The organism is Fodinibius sediminis (genome assembly GCF_900182555.1).
Taxonomy (GTDB): domain Bacteria; phylum Bacteroidota; class Rhodothermia; order Balneolales; family Balneolaceae; genus Fodinibius; species Fodinibius sediminis.
The window spans coordinates 58,553-82,398 of the sequence record NZ_FXTH01000002.1 but is presented as its reverse complement, the minus strand read 5'-3'; the positions used below and the strand labels follow the sequence as shown (position 1 = coordinate 82,398).

General features: G+C 50.6%; 22 protein-coding genes. 8 read left to right on the top strand and 14 right to left on the bottom strand.

Features of this window, described 5'->3' with window-relative positions:
- Window positions 1–20 precede the first annotated feature (20 nt).
- The 8 genes from FN808_RS02440 to metG all read right to left on the bottom strand — a co-directional run bounded on the left by FN808_RS02440 (window position 21) and on the right by metG (window position 9,969).
- Window positions 21–1,772, bottom strand: a complete 1,752-nt coding sequence (locus tag FN808_RS02440) for an ABC transporter substrate-binding protein (protein WP_185958211.1) — start codon at window positions 1,770–1,772, stop codon at window positions 21–23.
- 62 nt (window positions 1,773–1,834) lie between these two features.
- Entirely contained in the window at window positions 1,835–3,385 is a 1,551-nt protein-coding gene (guaA, locus tag FN808_RS02435; protein WP_142712963.1) for a glutamine-hydrolyzing GMP synthase, read from the bottom strand.
- A 50-nt stretch (window positions 3,386–3,435) separates the two neighbouring features.
- Entirely contained in the window at window positions 3,436–3,816 is a 381-nt protein-coding gene (gcvH, locus tag FN808_RS02430; protein WP_142712962.1) for a glycine cleavage system protein GcvH, read from the bottom strand.
- A gap of 14 nt (window positions 3,817–3,830) precedes the next feature.
- Window positions 3,831–5,180 (bottom strand): acetyl-CoA carboxylase biotin carboxylase subunit, encoded by a 1,350-nt coding sequence (gene accC, locus FN808_RS02425; RefSeq protein ID WP_142712961.1) that lies wholly within the window; start codon window positions 5,178–5,180, stop codon window positions 3,831–3,833.
- 13 nt (window positions 5,181–5,193) lie between these two features.
- Window positions 5,194–5,703, bottom strand: coding sequence for an acetyl-CoA carboxylase biotin carboxyl carrier protein (gene accB, locus FN808_RS02420; protein ID WP_142712960.1), 510 nt, complete (start codon window positions 5,701–5,703; stop codon window positions 5,194–5,196).
- A gap of 9 nt (window positions 5,704–5,712) precedes the next feature.
- Window positions 5,713–6,288 carry an elongation factor P gene (gene efp, locus FN808_RS02415; protein ID WP_142712959.1) on the bottom strand — a complete coding sequence of 192 codons (576 nt, stop codon included), beginning with the start codon at window positions 6,286–6,288 and terminating at the stop codon, window positions 5,713–5,715.
- A gap of 68 nt (window positions 6,289–6,356) precedes the next feature.
- Entirely contained in the window at window positions 6,357–7,715 is a 1,359-nt protein-coding gene (locus tag FN808_RS02410; protein ID WP_142712958.1) for a sodium-dependent transporter, read from the bottom strand.
- Between the two features lie 223 nt (window positions 7,716–7,938).
- Complete coding sequence (gene metG, locus FN808_RS02405) at window positions 7,939–9,969, bottom strand: methionine--tRNA ligase (protein WP_142712957.1); 2,031 nt, start codon at window positions 9,967–9,969, stop codon at window positions 7,939–7,941.
- 505 nt (window positions 9,970–10,474) lie between these two features.
- Between metG and FN808_RS02400 the strand changes: the two genes are divergently transcribed.
- The gene (locus FN808_RS02400; RefSeq protein ID WP_142712956.1) at window positions 10,475–11,830 is read left to right on the top strand and encodes a DNA recombination protein RmuC; all 1,356 of its coding nucleotides are present in this window, start codon (window positions 10,475–10,477) and stop codon (window positions 11,828–11,830) included.
- 86 nt (window positions 11,831–11,916) lie between these two features.
- Here FN808_RS02400 and FN808_RS02395 read toward each other — a convergent pair whose 3' ends face one another.
- From FN808_RS02395 to FN808_RS02375, 5 genes are all read right to left on the bottom strand, one after another.
- Window positions 11,917–12,159, bottom strand: a complete 243-nt coding sequence (locus tag FN808_RS02395) for a hypothetical protein (RefSeq protein WP_142712955.1) — start codon at window positions 12,157–12,159, stop codon at window positions 11,917–11,919.
- Between the two features lie 102 nt (window positions 12,160–12,261).
- On the bottom strand, window positions 12,262–13,137 hold the full coding sequence (locus FN808_RS02390) for a class I SAM-dependent methyltransferase (protein WP_142712954.1): 876 nt from the start codon (window positions 13,135–13,137) through the stop codon (window positions 12,262–12,264).
- Window positions 13,134–13,859: an RluA family pseudouridine synthase gene (locus tag FN808_RS02385; RefSeq protein ID WP_142712953.1), complete on the bottom strand. Its 726-nt coding sequence runs from the start codon at window positions 13,857–13,859 to the stop codon at window positions 13,134–13,136. Before FN808_RS02385 ends, FN808_RS02390 begins: the two co-directional genes overlap by 4 nt.
- Window positions 13,859–15,337: a sodium:solute symporter family protein gene (locus tag FN808_RS02380; RefSeq protein ID WP_142712952.1), complete on the bottom strand. Its 1,479-nt coding sequence runs from the start codon at window positions 15,335–15,337 to the stop codon at window positions 13,859–13,861. The genes FN808_RS02385 and FN808_RS02380 overlap by 1 nt, the downstream gene beginning before the upstream one ends.
- Window positions 15,337–15,570 (bottom strand): hypothetical protein, encoded by a 234-nt coding sequence (locus tag FN808_RS02375; protein ID WP_142712951.1) that lies wholly within the window; start codon window positions 15,568–15,570, stop codon window positions 15,337–15,339. Before FN808_RS02375 ends, FN808_RS02380 begins: the two co-directional genes overlap by 1 nt.
- Window positions 15,571–15,915: 345 nt before the next feature.
- Between FN808_RS02375 and uvrC the strand changes: the two genes are divergently transcribed.
- The 6 genes from uvrC to FN808_RS02345 all read left to right on the top strand — a co-directional run bounded on the left by uvrC (window position 15,916) and on the right by FN808_RS02345 (window position 22,075).
- Window positions 15,916–17,775 carry an excinuclease ABC subunit UvrC gene (gene uvrC / locus FN808_RS02370; protein WP_142712950.1) on the top strand — a complete coding sequence of 620 codons (1,860 nt, stop codon included), beginning with the start codon at window positions 15,916–15,918 and terminating at the stop codon, window positions 17,773–17,775.
- Window positions 17,776–18,098: 323 nt separating this feature from the next.
- Entirely contained in the window at window positions 18,099–18,746 is a 648-nt protein-coding gene (locus FN808_RS02365) for an RNA polymerase sigma factor (protein ID WP_142712949.1), read from the top strand.
- The gene (locus FN808_RS02360; RefSeq protein ID WP_142712948.1) at window positions 18,730–19,365 is read left to right on the top strand and encodes a hypothetical protein; all 636 of its coding nucleotides are present in this window, start codon (window positions 18,730–18,732) and stop codon (window positions 19,363–19,365) included. Before FN808_RS02365 ends, FN808_RS02360 begins: the two co-directional genes overlap by 17 nt.
- A 78-nt stretch (window positions 19,366–19,443) precedes the next feature.
- Complete coding sequence (gene recO / locus FN808_RS02355) at window positions 19,444–20,187, top strand: DNA repair protein RecO (RefSeq protein ID WP_142712947.1); 744 nt, start codon at window positions 19,444–19,446, stop codon at window positions 20,185–20,187.
- A complete protein-coding gene (locus FN808_RS02350) occupies window positions 20,184–21,392 on the top strand; it encodes a S1C family serine protease (RefSeq protein WP_142712946.1) in 1,209 nt (402 codons plus the stop codon). Before recO ends, FN808_RS02350 begins: the two co-directional genes overlap by 4 nt.
- A 125-nt stretch (window positions 21,393–21,517) precedes the next feature.
- Window positions 21,518–22,075: a hypothetical protein gene (locus tag FN808_RS02345; RefSeq protein ID WP_142712945.1), complete on the top strand. Its 558-nt coding sequence runs from the start codon at window positions 21,518–21,520 to the stop codon at window positions 22,073–22,075.
- 72 nt (window positions 22,076–22,147) lie between these two features.
- Here FN808_RS02345 and icd read toward each other — a convergent pair whose 3' ends face one another.
- Window positions 22,148–23,395, bottom strand: coding sequence for an NADP-dependent isocitrate dehydrogenase (gene icd, locus FN808_RS02340; RefSeq protein WP_142712944.1), 1,248 nt, complete (start codon window positions 23,393–23,395; stop codon window positions 22,148–22,150).
- A 171-nt stretch (window positions 23,396–23,566) separates the two neighbouring features.
- Here icd and FN808_RS02335 point away from each other — a divergent pair, with 171 nt between their 5' ends.
- Window positions 23,567–23,767 (top strand): hypothetical protein, encoded by a 201-nt coding sequence (locus FN808_RS02335; RefSeq protein ID WP_246068263.1) that lies wholly within the window; start codon window positions 23,567–23,569, stop codon window positions 23,765–23,767.
- Window positions 23,768–23,846: the final 79 nt, after the last annotated feature.

The following is a 23,846-nucleotide window of genomic DNA, read 5'->3' as shown; positions in this document are numbered from 1 at the left end:
CCTTGCAAGCCAACCCAGTTTTATAAAGATTCGCTGATGAGGTGAGAGCCCGTATCGGTAATTTTGAACAGCATTAACCGCTGGTTGATATTTGTTCCGTCGAAATGAATGTTGGTAACCAGACCATTGTATGCAGGCTGTTCGGCCAATCCTTTTTTTAGCAGGGCGGGATTAACCACCCGATCCAGTGTTTGAAGCAAAAACATGGCGGTATCGTAACCAATCATGGCAAAGCGATTGGGCGTTTTGGCAAATCGATCCCGGAAGGCTGATTCAAATTCCTGAATGCGGGTACTTCCCGGGCGGCTGTAAAAGCTTTCCGTGAAATAAACCGGGCGATTTCCAATCTTTCCAGAGGAGAAATTGGCGTTTGCCCATTCCTGGGACCCCAGAACAGTGACATTACTTTCAAGTGAGTTTAGCTGTCCCAGCAAGAGATCCATCAGGGCTGGTGCAGAGTCGCCGGTGAAGGGGGCATATACGGCCGATACAGGAGAATCTGCCATAGCAGGACGATCTTCAGAAAAGTAACGGGTATATTGTGAGAGTCCGTAGCCGCGAGAACCGAGTTCCTCAGAAAAAAAATAGGGGACTTCAGCATCCAGCTGTTCCATCTCCTCCCGGAATGCCCTGGCTGATATTTCACCGAGCGTTCCGCGTTCCGCAATAACAGCTACTCTGTCAAGATTCAGGGCCTGTACTGCATAACGGGCCATATTTTGCCCGTGGGTGCTGAACGTGGGGTTGACCTGAAAAAAGTACCCCCCTTTCTCGGCAATGGATTCCGAGTTGGCCAGGGGAGCCAGTATCGGGGTCCGGTGCTGGGCAGAGACCGCCGCCATGCTTTTGGCCCGTTCGGAAAAAAGAGGGCCTATGACGGCTTCTACTCCCGTCGAGCTCAGAACTTCCAGTGCCTGCTGAGCAGAATCAGATTCAATGCCTGTATTATGATAGGTTAACCCTGCTTTAATATCGTGCTGTTTGTTAAACTGTTCAACAGCCAGTGCATATCCGAGGTACAATCCCTGTGCTACGGGATATTCATTCTTTTCGGGAGAATAGGCGGGCAGTGCGATGCCGATGTTGTAGGTAAGTCCTTCAGGGGCCTCAAGAGCGGTGTCTGCCTGGAGGTCCCGGTAGCGGGCTTTGTCGCTGATTATTGATGAAATTTTTTCAAGCTGATCGGAAGAGACTTCATCCGTGGCATTGCGCAAGCTGGTAAAAAGAATTTGGGCTTCCTCGCGTTCCACTCGTCCAAGGGAAGTGGACACCAAATCATATTTAACCGTGTCGCTTTCAGCATTGTCCAGTATCTCCCGGCGTTGGTCGAAGGTCAGGTAGTTGAGAAGGTCACGGTATAGTTTCTGGCTTTCGGATGCAATTTCTGGATTTATCTCCTGGGAGGCCAGTACGAAGAGTCTGTTGAGGGCTTCCCCGAAATCTTTCTGTTTGAAATGGACCAGGCTCAGGGTATAGTTCGCTTCTGTTGCAATACGGGGTGTGCTTGCGTCCGAGATGTTCAGCAGCCGGCTTTTGGCTGTCGCATAATCCTTCAGTCCGAGGTATGCTTTTCCGGCGAAGAGCAATCCCCTGTCAGAGTGAATCTGGTCAAAAAGCGCGGCTGCCTGGGCATACTCTCCCTGCTGGTACAAGGTAACCCCGCGCTCAAAAGACTGGGCATGGATTGATTGATCGGGGCTGAAGCCGGAAAACAGCAGGATAGTGAGGGCATATAGGAAGGGTTGCGCAAGGTACAAAGTAAGTGATCTCATATGGTCTCTGTTTGAAGATTCGGACATACCTTTAACCGCACTTAACGTATTTTGTTCTGGGTTTATTCCCACTCAATCGTTGAAGGCGGTTTCGAACTGATGTCGTATACTACGCGGTTGATTCCCCGGACTTCATTGATAATGCGATTTGATACATGGGCAAGGAAAGGATGGGGCAGGTGCGCCCAGTCGGCGGTCATCCCATCTACACTGGTCACCGCACGAAGACCCGCTGTAAATTCATAGGTACGCTCGTCGCCCATGACCCCTACGCTCTGCACAGGGAGCAAGACCGCCAGGGCCTGCCAGACATCATCATACAGATCTTTCTTTCGCAGTTCACTGATAAAAATGTCATCGACCTCGCGAAGCAGGTCCAGTTTGTCTTGGGTTATATCCGAAATGATCCGGATGCCAAGGCCCGGACCGGGGAAGGGATGGCGTTTGATAAAGTGTTCCGGGATGCCCAGCTCGCGGCCCACATTGCGTACTTCATCCTTGAAGAGCTCCCGAACGGGTTCCACAAGCGCGAGGTTCATCTCCTCCGGAAGCCCTCCCACATTGTGATGCGACTTGATGGTAGCCGACGGTCCCTTGAAGGAAATGCTTTCAATCACATCGGGGTAGAGGGTACCCTGGGCCAAAAATTTAAAGTCATTATTCCCTTCCACCTCTTCATCAAAGACCTCGATGAAGGTATTGCCGATGATGACACGCTTCTCTTCGGGATCTACCACGCCTTTGAGATTTTTCAAAAAGCGATCAGAGGCATCGATTCCCTTGACCGGGAGATGGAGATCCTGTTCATAAAGATCCAGTACGTTTTTAAATTCGTTTTTACGCAGCAGCCCATTGTCTACAAAAATGCACTGCAGCTGATCGCCAATGGCTTCGTGGACAAGCGTGGCGACAACCGTGGAGTCAACACCACCGCTGAGGCCGCAGATGACCCGGTCGTTTCCTACCCTGGTGCGGATCTCCTCAATCGTTGATTCAATAAACGACCGGGCCGTCCAGTTACCCTCGAGCCTGCAGATGGAATAGGCAAAATTTTTCAATATCTGCTTCCCGTACACGGTGTGGACCACCTCCGGATGGAATTGTACCCCGAATATCTGGTCTTTTCTGTGACGCACGGCAGCCACCCGGGCATTATCGGTATGGCCAATGATCTCATACTCTGGAGGGAGCTTTTTGATATGATCTCCGTGACTCATCCAGACAACGGATTCCTGTGGAATTTCCTTGAGCAGGTCGGAGCTGTCATCAACAATGAGATCAGAGCGGCCAAATTCCCGGTGATCAGCCTGTTCAACACTGCCGGGAATCTTGCTGTGAGCCAGTATCTGCAGGCCATAACAAATGCCCAGAACCGGCACCTTTAAATCGAAAATCTCCTCGTTCAGTCCGGGAGCCCCCTGATCATTGACGCTGCTGGGACCACCTGACATGATGATTCCTTTGGGCGGTTGATTACGGAAGGCATCAAGATCTTTGTTAAAGGGATGAATTTCACAGTAGATATTCAGCTCACGAATACGTCGGGCAATCAGCTGGGTATATTGGGAACCGTAGTCGAGAATCAGAATCCAATCAGAAGGTCGGTGTTGCATGCCAAAAGGAAGATAAAGGCACCGCGGCGGGTGCTGTATAGTGGTTTGGATTAACTAACAATGTCCTGGTACTCGTCAGCAGACATGAGATCATCGAGCTGCGAAGGGTTGCTTATCGCTATTTTGACCATCCACCCATCGCCGTAGGGGTCGTCATTGACCAGCTCGGGCTCGGCTTCAAGGGCTTCGTTGATTTCAATAATCTCGCCGTCAACCGGTGCAAAAAGCTCGGATACGGTCTTGACCGCTTCCACGGTGCCAAAAACCTCATCCTTGTCAAACCCGGTTCCCTCCGGCTCGAGTTCCACGAAGACAATATCACCCAGTTCGCTCTGGGCAAAATCAGTAACGCCTATAGTGGCAGTGTTATCACCATTGTCGCGAATCCATTCGTGTTCTTTTGTATACTTCAGATCTTCGGGATAGCTCATAATAATATGCCTTTCTAATTACGGTCGGGGTTAAATTTGAACGTGTCAAGGTAATGGGTGTTGAACTTGCCCTGCTGGAAATTTTCATCGTCCATAAGCTGGATGTGGTAGGGAATCGTTGTTTTGACCCCTTCGATAATGAATTCTTCGAGGGAGCGGCGCATGCGCTTGATGGCATCTTCGCGCGTAGGTGCGCTCACAATCAGCTTGCCGATCATCGAATCGTAGTGGGGTGGAATTTTGTAGCCGGCATAGGCGTGCGTATCGACCCGAACGCTGTGTCCACCGGGAGTATGAAAAACTTCGATGGTTCCTGCCGAGGGCCGGAAGTTATGTTCCGGGTCTTCGGCGTTGATGCGACACTCGATGGCATGTCCCCGCATCTTGAGCTCTTTCTGCTCAAGTTCTACTCCAGCAGCTGCTTTGATCTGTTCTGCAACCAGGTCGTAATTGGTAATTTCTTCGGTGACAGGGTGCTCAACCTGGATGCGCGTGTTCATCTCCATGAAGTAGAAGTCTTTGTTTTTGTCGACCAGGAACTCAACCGTTCCTGCTCCTTCATAGTCCACGGATTTTGCCGCGTTGATGGCTGCCTGTCCCATCTCTTCACGGAGCTCGGGTGTCATAAGAGGGGAGGGGGCTTCCTCCAGGATCTTTTGATGGCGACGCTGCAGCGAGCAGTCGCGCTCGCCAAGGTGAATCACATTGCCGTGCTGGTCGGCCAACACCTGGATTTCCACGTGATGCGGATCCTCAACAAATTTTTCAATATAGACATCCGGGTCGTCAAAGGCCGATTCGGCTTCATTCTTGCACATGCTGTAGGACTTTTGCAGGTTCTCGGCTGCACGGACGATACGCATGCCGCGACCGCCTCCGCCCGACGAGGCCTTGATGATGACGGGGTAGCCGATCTCTTCGCATACCTTGCGTGCATCCTCAATATTCTCTACCACACCGTCACTGCCCGGCACGACCGGTACTTCATTTCTGATCATGGTCTCCTTGGCCATCGTCTTGTTGCCCATGTTGCTTATGCTATCCGGGGAGGGGCCGATAAAGGTGATGTCATGCTCTTTGCAGATGCGTGAGAATTCAGCTTTCTCGGAGAGGAAGCCATATCCGGGATGGATAGCCTCTGCATTGGTTATTTCAGCTGCTGCCAGGAGACTGGGAATTTTCAGATAACTGTCTTTGCTGGGCGGGGGACCGATACAGACGGCTTCATCCGCAAATTTCTTATGAAGGCTGTCGTTGTCGGCGGTGGAGTATACAGCCACCGTTTTAATGCCCATCTCTTTGCAAGTACGAATGATACGAAGCGCAATTTCGCCACGGTTGGCGATAAGAATTTTATTAAACATGAATAATCTGTTTTTATCCGATGATAAATAATGGTTGATCGTATTCTACCGGTTCTCCATCCTCTACTAGGATCTTCTTAACTTCACCGGAATAGTCAGATTCGATTTCGTTCATGATTTTCATGGCTTCGACAATGCAGATGGTCTGACCTTTTTCAACCTGGTCGCCAACATGCACAAAGGGATCATCATCGGGAGAGGGGGATCGGTAGAAGGTTCCCACAATGGGCGATTTAACCACTTCGCCGGAAGGTTCCTCAGAGGCGGAAGATTCATCAGTGGATTCCTGCTCGGGGGCCGGGGCCGGCTGCTGCTGGGCCTGCTGAGTCTGCTGAGGGGCACCGGCGGGCGGCTGTACGGCCGCGGTCTGTGCTGGCAGCTGGTATTGTACGGGCATCGCCGGCTGTTCAACATCAGCCTTCTTTTTTACTTTGATTTTAAAATCTCCTTCCTCTATCGACACTTCATTTACTTCGCTTTTGGCAATGAGAGTAAGAAGATTTTCAATAACTTTTAAATCCATAATAGACAATTAATTTGATGTTACACGTTCGATGTATTCAGCAGTACGGGTGTCGACTTTTATTTTTTCACCTTCATTGATAAAAAGAGGCACCTGTACGGTTGCACCGGATTCGAGGGTTGCCGGCTTGCTGCCGCCCTGAGCGGTATCACCCTTGAGGCCGGGGCGGGTGTCTGCCACTGTAGCCACAATATGGTCGGGAGGATGGGCATACAGTATTTTTTCGTTGTCCACATCGACAACGAGTGTGCAAACCTGGCCCTCGGCAATGAACTCCGCTTTTTCTACGCGTTCCTCTTCAACGGGAAGCTGCTCGTAGGTTTCCTGGTGCATGAAATAGTAGAGGTTGCCGTCGCGGTAAAGAAACTGGTAGGGTTGGTGTTCTACACGGACTTCAATGACATCTTCACCCGAGCGAAAGGTTTTCTCAATGTTTTTTTCGTTGACAACGCCCTTGAGTTTGGTACGAATAAAGGCCCCGCCTTTGCCGGGTTTGACATGTTGGTAGTCAACAATGGAGTAGAGCTCATTGTCAACCTCAATCACCATGCCGGTTCTAAAATTAGAGGTAGAAACTTTTGCCATAAATAGTGGTTATCATTCTTCAAAATTAGTGGCACAAAAATACCATGTCAGATGAAGGATAACAAGCATTAAATTAGTCCCAACCCAGACAAGAGGTTGTATAAAATGGCCAGGGGCGCTATAACTTTGATAAACAGGGGCCATATTTTGGCAAAAACACTCTTCATAACATTGGGATAGCCGGATTCCATCTCCCGCAGGGCGTTATCCGTTTTCCAGTAATAGCCCAGGAAAATGCAGATCAGAAAACCGCCAAGCGGCAAGCCCACCTCATTGAAGATGACGACAAAAAGATCGATAAGAGAGGTGTCAAAAGAGATGATCAGGGAGATGATCAGGACTCCCCCGCCGATATACCTGGCCGCTTTTCTGCGGGAGATATTGTGCTCGTCGATGGCATAGGAGACAGGGACCTCCAGCAGCGAAATGGTGGAGGTGAGGGCTGCAATGCTGAGCAGAAAGAAGAATGTGCCTCCGAAAATAAGTCCCAGCAATCCGCCCATTTCATGGAAGAGCTGCGGGAGGACCTGGAAAATGAGGGCTGCACTGGCCAACAGGTTGCCGCTTTCGTCGAAGATCGCTACCCCCTGCGCCTGGGCCATGTACATGGTAGGAATGATCAGCAGACCGGCCAGGAAAGCGATGAAAGCATCCGTCAGGGTGACATAAGCGGCCGCTTCAGGGATGTTTTCTTTTTTGCTGAGGTACGAGCCGTAGGTAATCAGTGCTCCCATCCCCAGTGAGAGGGAAAAGAAGGCCTGTCCCATAGCCGAGAAAACAAGGCCGGCTGTCACCTTGGAGAAGTCGGGCACCAGGTACTGCTCGAGTCCGACGCCTGCCCCCGGCTGGGTTAGAACATAGCCGATCATAATAACAAGAATCACAAGCAGCAGGGGCATCATGAATTTGGTGGCCCGCTCGATTCCTTCGCTCACACCGCCCAGGATGATGGAAATAGTAGCTCCCATAAAGACCGTAGCGAAAACAGCATTGATGGGGCCATTGCCGGTGTCGGAAATCCACGTGGCCCATTCATTCATCTGGAGGTAGAAGAAAATCTCTTCAAAAACATAGCTTACGGTCCATCCTGCAATGACGGTATAAAAGGCAAGGATCATCACCCCGCAGATAAGCCCCCACATGCCGATAGCCGAATACATCAGCTTATTGTCTCCGAGAGCCTTGAAAGCCCCCACGGGATTACGACCGGTCTTTCGTCCCATGGTTATTTCAGCCACCATCACAGGGAAGCCGATCGCAAAAGCACATAGCAGGTAGATAAAAAGGAAAGCGGCCCCTCCATTGGAGGCAACCTGGGTGGGGAAGCCCCAAATGTTTCCAAGTCCGACGGCCGAGCCTGCGGCTGCCAGGATAAATCCCAGTTTTGAATTCCAGTTACCCCGTGCTGTTGTGTCTGTCTGAGCCAATGCTAATCCTCGTTATGTTAACTGTAGATACTATCCGCCTTTCAGCAATAATTTGGCATTAAAATGTAATGCAGGATGTTTACTTACAAATGGATTTTTTCAAAAATTGTAAATGGCGTTTCTGCAGGTCGGCAATATGCCATCGGTGGTGGAGAACCGAGTCCATCACTGGAGGGGCAGGCCCCGCCCCGCCGTTTATCAAGGAACTGCTCCCCGGCTTCTCCTAGGTTACCGGTGATCCGGGCCGGGCGTCGGTTTCCACAAATTTCAGAGATCCGTCCTCTTCTTCGGCCATCAGAATCATCCCGTTGCTTTGCACCCCCATCAGCTTTTTGGGTGCAAGGTTGGCAACCACACATACCTGCTGGCCCACAATCTCGCCGGGAGCAAAATCATTGGCAATGCCTGAAACGATGGTGCGCTGCTCAAAGCCGAGGTCAACCGTCAGCTTCAGGAGCTTGTCTGCTTTTTCAATGGCCGCGGCCTCCACAATACGACCGGCCCGAAGGTCCATCTTCAGGAAGTCGTCGAACTCCATATTCTGCTTGAGCGGTTCGTACTTCTCGTCGGCAGACTGATTTTCTGTGACGCGCTGTTCCAGTTTTTCCAGCTGTTCTTCCACTTGCTCATCCTCGATTTTAGTGAATAATATTTCTCCTTTTTCTATGCCGGACCCGCTTTGCAGTAGGCTCGGACCCACCTGCTGCCAGCTGAGGTTGTCGTCCAGGTGCAGCTCTTTGCGCAGGGTGGCCATCTTGTGTGGCAGCACCGGCTCAAACAGGATGCTTATGGCCGCCGTAATCTGCAGGCACACATGCAGGGTGTTGCCGCAGGTGTCCATATCCTCCTTGCGAGTTTTCCAGGGTTCCATGTCCGTGAAATACTTATTGCCGATGCGGGCCAGCTTCATTGTCTCGGCAATAGCTTCGCGCATTTTGAATTCCTCGTACGCCTCTGCTATGGCTTCCTTCTGAATCGCTATCTGGGCGAGGGCCTCCCGGTCCTGTTCTGAAGGGTCCTTTAATTCGGGAACCGTCCCGTCAAAATACTTATGAGTAAAAGAGGTGGTTCGGAAGACGAAGTTGCCCAGGATGTCGGCCAGTTCGCTGTTCACTTTATTCTGAAAGTCTTCCCAGGAAAAGTCAGAGTCCTTGGTTTCGGGAAGCGTCGTACCCAGCACGTAGCGAAGTAGATCGGCTTCAAAATCGTCAAGATAATCTTCCAGCCACACAGCCCAGCCGCGGGAGGTAGAGAGCTTCCTGCCTTCCAGGTTCAAAAACTCATTGGCGGGTACGTTTTTGGGCAGTACGTAATTGCCGTAAGCCATCAGGACCGCGGGAAACATGATGCAGTGAAATACAATATTGTCTTTGCCTATAAAGTGGATGAGATCCGTCTCTTCGTCCTGCCAGTAGGTCTTCCATCGTTCCGGATCGCCCTGCTCCTGGGCCCACTCCTTGGTGGCTGAAATGTAGCCGATGGGGGCGTCGAACCAGACGTAAAGGACTTTGCCCTCGGCCTCTTCCAGGGGGACCGGGACGCCCCAGGTAAGGTCGCGGGTGACCGCCCGGTCAGCCAGGCCGTCATTGAGCCAGCTTTTAACCTGTCCGGCAACGTTCGGCTTCCAGTTTTCCCGGCTGTCGATCCATTTTTCCAGGCGTTCCTGGAAATCGCCCAGCGGCAGGTACCAGTGCTTGGTCTTTCTGGTTTCGGGCGTATCGCCGGTAATCGCACTCTTGGGATTAATTAGCTCAGTGGGCGAGAGTGAAGTCCCGCAGTTTTCACACTGATCCCCATAGGCCTCCTCGTAGCCGCAGTTGGGACAGGTTCCTTTCACGTAACGGTCGGGCAGAAACATATCGGCCTTGGGATCATAGAGCTGTTCCTCGGTCTTTTGAACAAAGACGCCGTCCTCATACAGCTTCGAGAAAAAATCCTGGGAAGTCTCGTGGTGAACCGGGGAGCTGGTGCGCCCGTAATAATCAAAGGATATGCCAATCTTGTCGAAAACCTCTTTGTTGCGGCTGTGAAATTTATCCACAATATCCTGGGGATCCACCCCTTCCTTTTCTGCCGCAATGGTAATGGGGACACCGTGTTCATCCGAGCCGCATATATACAGGATATCCTGCCTCTTGAGCCGTTTGTAGCGGACGTAGAGGTCGGCCGGCAGGTAAGCACCGGCTAAGTGGCCCAGGTGGATGGGGCCGTTGGCGTAGGGCAGGGCAGAAGTGACAAGAGTACGTTTTGACATCGATAACAAGATTCAGGTTCAACAAGAGTGGTCGAAAATAAGTGTATCCGCCCTAAAATAACAAAAATGGTTTTACATGTGGAATATCGATGTATTGGTTTCTCCGCACGCTTTTATTTCTGCCCGGATAAAGCCATAATGACTCCTCCGTTGAGAGCGATCATGAGCAAAGCCGCCCGACAGGGGGGGCAAAAGATTCAGAAACGCCGGACGAGCGTGTTAGCCGGTGGTCCTTACTGCGCATCTGCTCGTGGTGACCCCCCGCTATGCAGCGCCGGGCAAACTACTGCGATCGGCAGAGTAGTAAGGAATATTCTGGTGTATTCTGGGCGGGGTATGTATAGCCTATTTGAGGGTGACATAACCCTGTCACTGACAGGCTTATCTTGCAGGCAGGGAGAATGAAGAAGGAATTAGGCGAACAATTAAACTTTATCCTTTTTACTTTCTACCTTTTATGGGCAGAAGTCATAAGCAAAAACCTTCAACATTCAATTCATAATAAATGGAACTGACTGCAATCTTATTTATCATCGTTGGTCTTGTCCTGGGGTATGCCATCGCCCATTTCAAAAGCAAAAGCAGCCGGGCCCTGGACCAGGAAGAGGCTGAAGCCCTGGAGCAGCAGCGCGAACAGGCCATGCAGACGATCTCCCGCCTGGAGGAGCGAAATGAGAACCTGGGGACGCAGCTGCGGGAGACCGAGCAGGACAAAAAGGAAGCGGAACGGCGCGCCAGCGAGGCGGAGAAGCAGCTGGCTGAACTTAAAGCGGATTATCGAAACCTGAAGGAGCGCCTGAATGAGCAGAAAGAAGAGATGAAAAACCTGCAGGACCGGTTCAGGGACGAGTTTGAGAACCTGGCGAATAAGATCCTGGAAGAAAAATCCCAGAAATTTACCGAACAGAACAAAGAGAAGCTTGATCAGCTGCTGAAGCCATTGGGTGAGAAAATGGAGGCGTTTAAAAACAAGGTGGAGGAAACCCACAAGGAGGACATCAAGGGACGCAGTTCTCTGGAGCAGCACTTGAAGCACCTTAAAGAGATGAACCAGCATATGGCACAGGAGGCCAAGGATTTAACAAGGGCACTTAAGGGAGAATCAAAGACCCAGGGCAGCTGGGGTGAGGTGATTCTGCAGCGAATACTCGAGAAGTCGGGGCTGAGCAAGGGGCGGGAATATGAAATTCAGGAACACCACACCACCGGTGACGGCCGTCGCCTGTACCCCGATGTGGTGGTGCATCTGCCCGATGAAAAACGGCTGGTTATTGATTCAAAAGTATCGCTGACGGCCTACGAGCGGTTTACTTCGGCCGATGAGGAAGCAGAGCGAAACCAGGCACTAAAACAGCACATTACTTCCCTGCGTAGCCATGTAAAGGGTCTCAGCAGCAAGAACTATGAACGGCTCTATGGCGGAAACAGCCCCGATTTCGTCCTCATGTTTGTACCCATTGAATCGGCCTTTGGAGTGGCCCTGCAGCAGGACGCCAGCCTCTACTACGATGCATTTGATAGAAATATCGTGATTGTAAGTCCCTCTACGCTTCTGGCTACCCTGGCTACCATCGACAGCGTTTGGAAGCAGGAGTACCAGAGTAAAAATGCGCAGGAGATTGCCGACCGGGGGGGAGCATTGTATGATAAGTTTGTGCTTTTTGTGGAGAGTATGAAGGATATCGGGCAGCGCATCCGGCAAACCCGGGAAAGCTACGATGAGGCGATGGGACGTCTTTCCGAGGGGCGCGGCAATGTGGTGCGCCAGGTGGAGATGCTGCGTGAGCTCGGGGCCAAATCAAGTAAAACCCTGCCGGGGGAACTGACAGAAAAAAAGCAGGTCGAGGACCGAAAGGAATAAGAGCGTGATTTTCCAGCCTGCATCAGGATGAATGAATGCGGACAGCCCGAAGACTCCATGTGTGCAGGAATCACAGAATATTAGTCCTACTGCTGTTTGATCAGCCGCTTTATCTCATCGCGAAGGGTGTCAGGTGCACAGGCGCTGGGGCATCGGGATCCGACCAGCAGTTTGATGTTTTTAATCGATTCATATTTCTTCCTTACATCCTGATGGCGGGCGATGTATTGAAAAAAAGCATTGCGAGTCTCCTCACACACCTCGTCGTCCACAACGGGGGTAATAAGTTCAAGCGCTTCATACTTTGTGAGGCCTTCATTATCCATCATGGTCCATATCCTGTCATGGCTCTGAGGGTTAGAGTGGCTTTGCTCCATTTCTTCAACAGTTAGGATTTCATCAGTGTTCCAATAAAGTGGCACTAATACAATTTATTGGGTCGAAAAGATATAAAATCCTTTCAGGAGGTCTAAACGGGTGTGAAGGGTGGAAAATAATTCCTGTTTCATCTGTTCGCGGTCCATCTTTTGCTGCAACCGGAACTGGTGATCCTGCAGCAGCGCCTGGAACTCTTCCATGGAAGCATCAAATTGCAGATGTTCTCCCGCTATCTTCAGGCTGGTCCGGAAGACCCAGCGATGAGCAGGCGGCAGCTCGTTGAGAGCAAAATGGGTGCTGACCAGGGCCGGTGAAGAAAAATAGTTCTTCAGGGTTGACAGAATATCGTCAACAACAGCTTTTTGCAGATAATCGAAAAAACCTTCGGCAATGACAACTGTTTTTTTCATTGCTGAAAGGCAGTGCTGCTGCCGGAGAAAATCTGACAGCGACTGGCGAGGCAGATGCAGCGGACGAAGCGCAGGATGAGGGTGTGCGGGGTAATGTCGGTCGAGCAGCATTTTTTTTAATCTGATCATCCGGGGGGTATCAAGTTCAAGCGACGGCAGGCCCCGGCGGGCATAATGAAGGCCGAGATGGTCAAAGCCTGCCCCCAGCACAAAAACCTGCTCATAGCCCTCCGAAAGCAGCCGGTCAACCAACCGCCGCAGGTACCATTTGCGGGCAAGAATATGCAGCAGATCTCCCGGCAGCAGCAGCTCTTCAATCTTTATGTAAAGCGAACGTACCCATCTGAACCTTAGCCAATAGTGATAATAGTGCAATGGCGAGGGCAGTGAGGCACAGATTTTTTCATAATAGCGGACGGTTCCTGTATCAAAGAGATCGCGGAATTCCGGCTCCCGGGTCAGGCCAAAAAATTTGACAGCAATAAAAGAAGCAGACGGGCTCAGTTGATCTGGTTTCATGGACTCGGGGCATCCTGGTCTTGTGGGGAATGAGCGGAAGTGAAAAGCGACCAGGGAGCCGCTTTCGGAGGTTCAGCTTCAAAATGAAGGTGTTCACCGGTGATGGGATGGCGCAACGCCAGTTCGGCAGCCCGCAGTGCAATATGACGGCCGTCCGGCTGCTTGATACCGTATTTGTAGTCACCCCAGATGGGATATCCCTCGCTGGCAAGCTGAACACGAATCTGATGGGGGCGTCCTGTCTGCAGGTGAATGGATAAGAGATTAAGCTCTTTTCTTTGATCAATGGTTACAAAAGAAAGAATGGCTTTTTTAGCCTTTTTATTTTTGGAAGAGGCAACCTGGACAATGTTCTTATCATGCTTCTTGAGCAGGTAATGGGTAAGCATGCCATTGGTCGGAGGACGCCCACCGGTTACGGCCCAGTAGGTTTTCTGCACGGTCCGGTCATTGATCTGCCGGGCCAGGGACTGAGCCGCATGGCTCGTCTTTGCCAGCAGCATGAGACCGCTGACCGGCCGGTCAAGCCGGTGGACCAAGCCGAGATAGGGGGGGCGCGCTGCTCCTTTGCTGCGCTGGAGATATTGTTTGCAGAGTGTCAGTACATCGGGATCCCCGGTGTGGTCTTTCTGGGAGAGCAGGTTTGCCGGTTTATCAATAATAAGCAGGTGATCATCTTCAAAGACAATGGGAATGTCGGGCTGTGTTTGGGTATGTTTCATCAGGCTTGGATGTATCGTTCAATTCGGTCTTCAGATTCTGGCGGTGTCGCCAGGCTAACGCCGGTGAGCAGGGAAATATTGACTATGAGACCATAGATCCCTTCATGCATGGGCACCGGCCGAAGATCAGGGTAGAGCAGGAAAAAGATAGTTGTGGCAACTCCCCCCGTCAAAGCTGCAAGGGCCCCGCTACCGGTGGCTCGTTCCCAGTAAAACATACAGAAAACAAGCGGGAATATCTGTGCGACCCCTCCATAGGAGCCCAGCAGAAGGTTTACAATGGGCACATCCGAGATGACTGCAAAATAGTAGGCGGTAATGCTGATGACGACTACCAATACACGAATATAACGCCGCTCTTTCTGGTCCGTCTTCAGGTGGTCGGGCAACAGGAGGGAAAGACCGTCGCGCACGCCGATGGAGGCCGCCGAATGAAGAATGGCATCGCCCGATGACATGGAGGCGGCCAGTGTGCCCGCAAAGACCAGTCCCACAAGCAGTACGGGAAGATCAAGCTGCGTAAGTATATAGGGGAGTATGGTATCGGCCGGGGTGACGTCAGGATAAACGAGAATGGCTGAAAAGCCGATTATCAGGATGGGCACCAGGAACAGCTGGAAAGTGGGATAAAGTACGGCGGTCATTTTCATCGTCCGGTCGCTGTCTGCTGCAAAAGCCCGCATGAAAAGATGGGGCCATACAGAAAATCCGATGGCGGAAATCAGGACGGCGGAACTATAGCCCCACCAGCTCCATGGGGCACCTTTCCCATTCAGGCCCGGGGCCTGAAGGATCGCCTTGGAGACATCGGGACTCTGGGCAATCTGGGTGAACATGGCACCAACGCCCCCAAATAGTTTATACGGCAGGTAGAGGCCGAGGAACCAGGCGATAATCATCATGAAAATGCCCTGGAAGGTGTTGGTCCACCCGACCCCCATAACGCCGCTGAAATAGACGTATAGCAAAACCACAAGGTAGGCGACGCCAGCCCCCAGCCACTGCGGGATGGCGCCTTCGCTTACGGTGGTAATTACATAGCCGGCTCCTTTCATCTGGAGAGTGAGGTAGGGAATGAAGACAAGGATACTGAGTGCGGCGAGCAGTGCCGAGAGGGTCTTGCTGTTGTAGCGGTCCTGCAGAATTTCAGCTTGGGTCACAAAACCGTGCTTTTTGCCCAGCCGTCGAACTTTGGGTCCGAAAAAATAGATTGGAATCATGCCGGTTATCCCGTACGCAATGATATAGAAGGCCGCTGCGCCCCGGGAATAGGCCCAGCCGGGTCCGCCCAGGAAGGCGAAAGAAGAGAAGACCGAAGCGCCCATTACAAAATAGAGGATAAAGAGGTTCATGCTGCGGTCGCCGGCTACAAAGCCCGTGACGCTGTCGGAAACCTTGAGCCCGGGAATAATCCCCATGGCCAGCGTAATTGCCAGGTAGATGCCGCATATGATAAGGATAAGGATCCAGTTCTCCATCAGGGCCTCTTGGATTTGGGAGGGCGGGGAGAAGAAGTACGGGACGGATCGGTCCAGTAGTACCAGAGAAGCAGGAAGAAGGAGGCAAAGAGCATTGCGATGATCCAGGCCAGTGAAAGGGGGAGTCCCAAAACCATGAGATGAACATCTCCGAAAAGAGCATAGATGGGCCAGATGAGTGCGAGTTGAATGGTAACCAGCAATCCAAGGAATATTTTTTTCCGCAGCGTCATATATTGCAGGGTGATGTTGCCGTGTACCTATCAAAGGTAATAATTTTGAGTTCCCAGTCAATTTGAACCTCAGGGCGGGGAAATTTTATTTATCTTTCCATTCTTAGGTATTGAAGCTTCCCCGCAGTCAGGGAGGATTAATATGCCTATGCATGATGACGGATGACCGGGCAGAGGCTTACCCATTGGGCGTCTGCCCGGGCTGTAGTCCGAATGAATAAAAAACTTCACCGGCTTGTTTTTAGAAGTAAGGGGCGGAATGTGCAAATAGACGCTTCCATAACAGGAACAGAGTCGTTAAGTTTAGCCGGTGCAAAGAGGAAGGAATACTGTATACAGAGTAATATGAGCAGCAACCACAGCCCCGATGTAGATGTGAAAGACAAGGTTGATCATCTGCCGCTTTCACCGGGCGTATATATGTTTAAGGATCGGAAGGGCCGGCGGCTCTATATCGGCAAAGCCAAGCGCCTTCGCAATCGTGTGCGTTCCTATTTTCAGGATTCCGGGGGCCATGACGGGCGCATCCGGGTGATGGTCAAAAAAATTGACGACCTGGAGGTGATAGTCACGGATTCGGAATCAGAGGCGCTGATCCTGGAGAACAACCTGATCAAAAAGCATCAGCCGCGGTATAATGTCATGTACCGCGACGACAAGACCTATCCCTATATCTGTGTGACCAATGCGGACCGACCACGGGTGTTTCCCACGCGCACGGTCATTAACGACGGGAGCAAATATTACGGCCCGTACGACAGTGTCAGGCATATGAAACGGATGCTTGAGACCATTCGAAAGGCTTTTGGACTGTGCACCTGTGCGGTCTCCCGCAAGACTATCGATCGTACGAGGGGAGCCCCCAGCTGGCACTCCTGTTTCGACGACTACCTGGAGAGCTGTTCCGGCGACTGGGAGCTGGAGGAGTACCGCGAGACCATTCACAAGGTTGAACGCATGCTCAATGGGCGGACCGATGCACTGATCCGGGATCTGAAGGATGAGATGAAGATCGCTTCGGACGCACTTGCGTTCGAGCAGGCCGCCCGGCTGCGCGACAGCCTGCAGGCTGTCCAGAAATACAGCCGGAAGATGAAAGTAGTGGCCAAAAAGAAAGTGGATCGGGATCTTTTTGCCATAAAAGTGGATGAAGAACTGTCGGAGGCCTGTGGCGTGTTATTCAAGGTGCGGGAAGGAAAGCTGATCAGTAAATTCCATCGGTTCCTGAAGAATATCAGCCACTTGGAAAAAGGAGAGATGCTGCAATCGTTTGTGGAGGACTATTATACCGGGCAGTATGCGGGGGCTATTCCCGACGAGGTCTATATAAGTGATGACCTGGTTAACGATGAGCCACTTCGTCAGTATCTGTATGAACAGCGCGGCAAGAAAGTACGGGTTCATCGACCCCAGCGTGGAGAGAAAGCGAAGATGATTCGCATGGCGCTGTCCAACGCCAAACTGCTGCTGGGAGAACGGAAGCTTGAAAAAGAGAAGGCGGCGCGCAAACGCATCCCGCATTCGGTGAAAGAGTTAAAGGAACAGCTGGGGCTCGATCGCCTGCCCCGGCGCATTGAATGTTTTGACAATTCCAACCTGCAGGGAACGGACCCGGTGGCTTCCATGGTCTGTTTTGTAGATGCCCGTCCGCGCAAGAGTTCCTATAAACGGTTTCACATTAAGACTGTGGAGGGGCCAGACGACTTTGCCTCTATGAAAGAGGTGCTCAGCCGCCGTTACAGCCGCGTGATGAAAGAGAAGGAGCAGATCCCGGATTTGATTGTTGTGGATGGCGGCAAGGGACAATTGAGCAGTGCTGTCAATGCATTGCGGGATATTGGGTTCTACGGGCAGTGTGAGGTTGTCGGCCTGGCCAAGCGGCTCGAAGAGGTTTTCCTGCCGGGGAGGTCGCAACCGGTCATGATACCCAAAAAGTCGTCTGCCCTGAAGCTCCTGCAGCGGATCAGAGACGAAGCCCATCGGTTTGCCATCTCCTTTCACCGGGATAAGCGGTCAAAGAGAACCATTAAAACAGAACTGACCCAGATTGAGGGTATCGGAGATAAAACGGCTCAGCAGCTGTTAAAAAGATTTGGATCTGTTAAATCGGTCCAGCAGGCGCCCCTGGAGCAGCTCCAGGAAGAGATCGGGAATAAGACGGGACAAAAAGTGTATGCCTATTATCACGGCGTCGAAGAGGAATAGCAGCAAGAGGGGGGCTGTGAGTCACATTGCACCATTCTGGCAGAATTTGTTTGATCGGCATGAATATTGCAATTATATGCCCGTGTAACATCATCATGTGATACACATTGATAATCTGAGATAGTACCATGGAAATAGATTATTGACCGAAATGGAACAAAATGCACAGGAAATACGTATTCAGTAGTAACCACAACAAAACAAGAGAATTCCAACACAAACAAATTTTGTTCTGATCATAAGATACGGTCACCATGATGCATCTTAATGCATTAATAGTTGCATTGCCGACTAAAAATTCTTAAATCAGGCATGAGGATATTATGAAGCTTGAACAATCCAAACATATCAGTAAAAAATACCAACAGCTGGATGACAAGGATCTGGTTCGATTTTACCGTCAAAACGGTGATGAGCAGGCATTCAGCGAGTTAATGAATCGTCATCAGACGAAAATTTATTCCTATATCTACAGTATGGTGGGAAGCGCCGGCAAGGCGGATGACATCTTCCAGGAAACCTTCACCAAGGTCATTACGAAGATGGACGATACCTACAATGAGCAGGGTAAATGGATTGCATGGGTTATGCGTATAGCCCATAACGCCACAATTGATTATTTAAGAAAACAAAAACGGTTTGTGGACGTTAGTTCTAACTACGACGAGGAATCAAACACTGACTTCTACGATCGTTTGCCTGATGAAGATCTTATCAGCGCACAGGAACAGCTTGAAAAAGAGGAGGCTAAAAGTAGTCTGATGAAACATATAGCCGAACTTCCTGAGGAACAACGTCAAGTGGTAATGCTGCGTCATTACTACGAAATGCCGTTTAAGGAAATTGCCGACTTGACAGATGTTTCCATAAACACCGCACTAGGACGCATGCGGTATGCGTTAATAAATCTTCGAAAACTTTTTGATAAAGAAAAAGAACAAGAAGAGCAAAATTATGCGCAACGAGGATAATGATTGTATTCGGTACCTGATGAAGGAGATGGATCCTTCGGAGGAGCTACTGATGGAACGGGCGATGATGGAGGATGAAAATCTTCTAATCGAAGTTGAAAGTATGCGACAGACGCTTGCCAAGCTCGATAAACTGCCACAGAAGGATCCTCCGTCGGAACTATGCGACCGTATTCTATCGCAGGCAGCTGAAAAAGCTGAACAGAACCGGGCGGCCGGCACATCCGTGAGGCCAGTCTATAAATATGCCGTGGCAGCTACCCTGGCCCTCACCATAACAGCGGGGGGAGCATGGCTTTTTATGGATACAGGGGAGGGGGGCAGTCAGACGGCCTCAACGACCGCTGCTGTGGAGGCTCAGACGGGCAGCAATAACGCAGTATTTTCCTTCGGAGAGGGGGAAGAAGCACTATTCCAGACGGTTTCTGCCGGCGATCAAGGGGTGGAGCCGTGGGTTGACCGGCAGAATGTCCTCTATTTTAAGGATCAAATGACACCGAGTAACGGAGATTTCAATGCCCTGATCGAACAGTCGACCGAGAAACTGAAGCTTATTGAAAATTCCGTGATCAACAACCGGCCGGTCAAGTCGATACAACTGACCGGGACCGGCAATTAATAATTATCGGTTGCATTTCTGACGGTACTATACGTCCTTTTCTATAGAAGTGTATAATGCGATGATGATAGGAAAGGAATGATTACCCACACCGAAGCCATTATATTCAGGGCCGTTGATTATCAAGAGTCAAGCAAGATTGTGACCATGTTCACCCGGGAGCATGGGAAAATAGCTCTCATGGTCCGGGGAGCCAAAAAGCCAAAAAGTAAATTTTCTGGCCTGATTGAGGTGGGAAACTTGCTGGATGTGGTTTATTATTACAAGGGGTCGCGGTCGGTACAGATCCTGAGTGAAGCCAGTTACAGTGAAAAGACTTGGAGCGTGCGTACTGACTTCGAGAAGATGGCAACTATGACATCAGCCGTTGAGCTGATTAGTCAGCTGCTCCATGACAACGAAGTCAACAAACCGCTTTTCGATTTTACCAGAAGGATGTTGCTCTGGCTTGATGAGACTGATATCCACCCGCCGATGCTGTTTCCCTACCTTCAAGTTCGACTGGCCATGCTTGTCGGGGTCGGACTTCAGCTTGGAGAATCCTCAAATCCCCGGCAAACGAACTATTTGAACCTGGAATCTGGTTTAATATCTACCGAGAGTGTAACGTCACATACCTATAAGCTGACAGACAACCAGTACCAGTTTCTGGCGATTGCACTTCGTTCCAAGAGTTCGCTCTTGTTTGACATCCCGTTTCAAAACGGGGAGCTCAAGGCCTTAATCGGGCATCTGGATCGCTATCTGAAGTACCATGTTGAAGGGTTAAAAGATCGAAAGTCAGATGCCATATTTGAACATATATTGCAGGAATCGTTATGAAGAATCGGGATCGTTATTTGTCAGGGATATTATTGCTTTTGATTGGCGTACTGGTGGGGATGGTGATTGTCCTGTATCCCCGGGAGAATACGGATGACCGGGCGGAGGTCAATGCCACCGAGATCAAATACAGCAGCAAGCCGATTTTTTCAAATGAAGAGCTGGAGCAAGTTGATGACCGCTTTCTTTTCAGGAATGTAGCTGAACAGGTTAAACCCACGGTGGTTTATATTGAAACGGAAGTGCCGGTGAGCCGGGTCGAGATGCCGGATGATGAATTCCATGACGGTGAGCAGGATTTCTGGGGACAAATTTTTCCTCGCAGGGCCCGGACCGTCGGATCCGGGATCATTATCAGTAGTGATGGCTATATCTTGACAAATAACCATGTTATTGACGGAGCTGTAGAGGATGGCATTGAAATAACACTGCATGATAAACGTACCTTTTCGGCCCGGGTCGTGGGCAGAGACCCGACCACTGACCTGGCCGTTATGAAGATAGATGCCATGAAACTTCCGGCCATAACGATTGGGAACTCCAACGAAGTGGAAGTGGGAGATTGGGTGTTGGCTATTGGCAATCCCTTTCGGCTGCGGTCAACAGTAACAGCAGGTATTGTAAGTGCGCTTGGCCGTGACATGCGGATTATCGAAGATCAGATGCGCATCGAGAGCTTCATTCAGACCGATGCCGCTATCAACAAGGGGAACAGCGGTGGTGCGCTGGTTAATACGAGCGGAGAGCTGATCGGGGTCAATACGGCTATTGCCTCGATGAGCGGCAACTATCAGGGCTATGGTTTTGCAGCTCCTTCGAATCTGGCTTTGAAGGTTGCCCGGGACATCATCGAGTTCGGAGAGGTGCGGCGGGCGCTGCTGGGCGTGAGCATAAATACTGTTGATGCCACAGTGGCCCGTGAGCTGGCTATGGATCGCATCAGGGGCGTCCAAATCCTGGATATCAGGCCTGGGGGCGCGGCCGACGAATCAGGCCTGATGCGCGATGACGTAGTGCTGAGTGTGGATGGTTTTGCGGTTAATGAGTCAAATGAACTGCAGCAGAAGATTGCGGTACTGCAGCCGGGGGAGGAGGTGACCCTTAAAATATGGCGTGACGGCGAGGAGTTTGTCCGGGATGTCACGCTGGGAATGCTGAAGAGGAAGCCGATGGAATCCGAACTATCATCATCAGCGGAAGAGTAGATTCAAGCGGAACCTTTCGGAGGCTTGACAGTACCTAAACTTTAGGTGATCTTAATGGCCAACCCAAGCCGGCTGTACGATTATCCCCGTGATGGTCCCGGCCGGCGCAATTTCAAGAATAAATTATGCATCGCTACTATATACTTATACTTGCTGCCGTTCTTTTTGCCATATCTTCCTGTTCCAGTACCTCCAATACACGCCAGCCCGAAACCGATGAATCTTCTGTCACAGTGTCCGAAACCCCCTCGCCCGCATGGTTCACCAGCGAGACGGTAACCTTTGAGAACGAGGCAATCCAGGCTTATGCAACTGCAGTTGGCAGCGATGCCGCTACGGCAGAGTCGAAAGCGGTTTCCCGGGCCACTATACTGCTGATGCGTTCATTATCCGACAAGCTCGAGTCGATTCGGGCTGAAAGAGCTCAATCAGCGGGGGAGGCGTCGGGTTTGGGCAATCCGGAATTCCTGATTGCCTACCGGAAAGCCGCTGAAGCAGCCGCGGCTAAAGTTTCTACCCGGCAGACGCATTCCAAGCCGTTGGAAGGCGAGGGAGGAGTACGGGGAATAGCCAATGTTGAGCTTTCAAAGGCGCAGCTTATCGAACAGATCGGTAAAAAACTTGCCGACTATCCGGAAATCTGGAATACGCTTAAAGCGTCCCCGGCCTTTCAGAATCTGTAATTTTTTCCCCATATAAAGAAACCCGCAAAGTGTATTCAACTTTGCGGGTTCTGAATAAGCGCGCGGGCTGTATTACATGTTCTCAACAATTTTGTCGCCGAATTCAGAGCATTTTAACAGTGTAGCTCCTTCCATCAAGCGTTCAAAATCATAGGTTACCTGTTTCTGGCTAATGGCAGCCTCGATTCCTTTTTCAATGAGATCGGCAGCTTCGCCCCATCCCATATAGCGCAGCATAATTACGCCGGACAGAATGATGGACCCGGGATTAACCTTGTCCTGGCCGGTGTATTTTGGAGCCGTACCGTGTGTCGCCTCAAAGACTGCAAGACCCGTATTATAGTTGATGTTGGCTCCGGGCGCGATACCAATGCCACCCACGCAAGCGGCAAGGGCGTCGGAAATATAGTCGCCGTTGAGGTTCATTGTGGCGATGACATCATATTCATCAGGACGTGTAAGAATCTGCTGGAGAAATGCATCAGCAATCACATCTTTTACGACCAGGCCGTTGGGCAGCTTGCACCAGGGGCCTTCACCGATGACTTCTGCATCATACTCCTCACGTGCGACTTCATAGCCCCAGTTCTTGAAGCTTCCTTCGGTGAATTTCATGATATTGCCTTTGTGTACCAGGGTGACGCTGTCGCGATCCATTTCAAGGGCGTAGTCGATAGCTGATCGCACCAGTCGCTTGGTTCCCTCCTCGGAAATGGGTTTAATGCCGAGCGAGGTGGTATCAGGGAAGCGGATATTGGTGACGCCCATTTCGTTTATAAGGAAGTCCTTGAGCTTTTTGTTTTCCTTGGTGCCGGTCTGGTACTCAATACCCGCATAGATATCCTCGGTATTCTCGCGGAAAATAACCATATCCGTTTTTTCAGGATGCTTGACCGGGCTGGGAGTTCCCTGGTAATACTTCACCGGGCGTACACAGGCAAAAAGGTCCAGTTTCTGCCGGATTGCCACGTTCAGCGAACGGATCCCGCCACCTACCGGGGTGGTAAGGGGGCCTTTAATCGCAATTTTATAATCCTCAATTGCTTTCAAAGTATCTTCCGGCAGCCAGTTGTCGTCTCCGTAATGATCAAGGGCCTTCTCACCAGCATATATTTCAAACCATTCAATCTTCTTCTCGCCATCATACGCCTTTTCTACAGCGCTGTCCAGTACATGGCGCATGGTGGGAGTAATATCAACGCCGATGCCATCTCCTTCAATGAATGGAACAATGGGGTTATCCCCGACTTTTAGTGAACCATCAGATTTTTTTTCTACTTTTGTGCCCGTTTCGGGTGCAGTAATTTTGTCGTAACTCATGTGATTTCAGCAATAAATTTCGAATTTAATTTGCCTATAAGTATAGTAAAAAAATAAAGCAGGTGCACAGCATGAAAAGAAACAAATAGAACCGCTGCAAATTGATGAAATTTCTGGTTATATTTATAATATTGAATGGAAACCTTCTATCTCAACAGAAAGGAAGCCGCCATGATTAAGCCAATGTTCGGGTACCGGCCCAAGCCCAGGAAATTCAATTATCCTTTCCGCCATCACGATCCGGAAAAGGAGAAAAGCAGAAGAGAGCGTCTGCAAATCAAACGCAACCACAAGAAGTACCATCAGGGCCGCTCGGTGCTGATGTATGCCCTCGGGTTGTCGCTGGTGATCTACATCATGTACCTGTTATAGATTCCAAGCGTTTGTAGTTATTCTGACCTTCATCAAACAGAGACGGTGATTCTCTGTCTTTTCACCTAATTAAAATCAA

Coding starts and splice junctions, on each gene's coding strand:
- FN808_RS02440 (WP_185958211.1), bottom strand. CDS start 1,772: ATGAGATCACTTACTTTGTACCTTGCGCAACCCTTCCTATATGCCCTC.
- accB (WP_142712960.1), bottom strand. CDS start 5,703: ATGGATTTAAAAGTTATTGAAAATCTTCTTACTCTCATTGCCAAAAGC.
- metG (WP_142712957.1), bottom strand. CDS start 9,969: ATGTCAAAACGTACTCTTGTCACTTCTGCCCTGCCCTACGCCAACGGC.
- FN808_RS02400 (WP_142712956.1), top strand. CDS start 10,475: ATGGAACTGACTGCAATCTTATTTATCATCGTTGGTCTTGTCCTGGGG.
- FN808_RS02375 (WP_142712951.1), bottom strand. CDS start 15,570: ATGACGCTGCGGAAAAAAATATTCCTTGGATTGCTGGTTACCATTCAA.
- gcvH (WP_142712962.1), bottom strand. CDS start 3,816: ATGAGCTATCCCGAAGATCTGAAGTATACAAAAGAACACGAATGGATT.
- FN808_RS02360 (WP_142712948.1), top strand. CDS start 18,730: ATGCGCAACGAGGATAATGATTGTATTCGGTACCTGATGAAGGAGATG.
- FN808_RS02390 (WP_142712954.1), bottom strand. CDS start 13,137: ATGAAACCAGATCAACTGAGCCCGTCTGCTTCTTTTATTGCTGTCAAA.
- FN808_RS02395 (WP_142712955.1), bottom strand. CDS start 12,159: ATGATGGATAATGAAGGCCTCACAAAGTATGAAGCGCTTGAACTTATT.
- icd (WP_142712944.1), bottom strand. CDS start 23,395: ATGAGTTACGACAAAATTACTGCACCCGAAACGGGCACAAAAGTAGAA.
- FN808_RS02385 (WP_142712953.1), bottom strand. CDS start 13,859: ATGAAACATACCCAAACACAGCCCGACATTCCCATTGTCTTTGAAGAT.
- guaA (WP_142712963.1), bottom strand. CDS start 3,385: ATGCAACACCGACCTTCTGATTGGATTCTGATTCTCGACTACGGTTCC.
- efp (WP_142712959.1), bottom strand. CDS start 6,288: ATGGCAAAAGTTTCTACCTCTAATTTTAGAACCGGCATGGTGATTGAG.
- FN808_RS02345 (WP_142712945.1), top strand. CDS start 21,518: ATGCATCGCTACTATATACTTATACTTGCTGCCGTTCTTTTTGCCATA.
- FN808_RS02380 (WP_142712952.1), bottom strand. CDS start 15,337: ATGGAGAACTGGATCCTTATCCTTATCATATGCGGCATCTACCTGGCA.
- uvrC (WP_142712950.1), top strand. CDS start 15,916: ATGAGCAGCAACCACAGCCCCGATGTAGATGTGAAAGACAAGGTTGAT.
- FN808_RS02350 (WP_142712946.1), top strand. CDS start 20,184: ATGAAGAATCGGGATCGTTATTTGTCAGGGATATTATTGCTTTTGATT.
- recO (WP_142712947.1), top strand. CDS start 19,444: ATGATTACCCACACCGAAGCCATTATATTCAGGGCCGTTGATTATCAA.
- accC (WP_142712961.1), bottom strand. CDS start 5,180: ATGTTTAATAAAATTCTTATCGCCAACCGTGGCGAAATTGCGCTTCGT.
- FN808_RS02335 (WP_246068263.1), top strand. CDS start 23,567: ATGATTAAGCCAATGTTCGGGTACCGGCCCAAGCCCAGGAAATTCAAT.
- FN808_RS02365 (WP_142712949.1), top strand. CDS start 18,099: ATGAAGCTTGAACAATCCAAACATATCAGTAAAAAATACCAACAGCTG.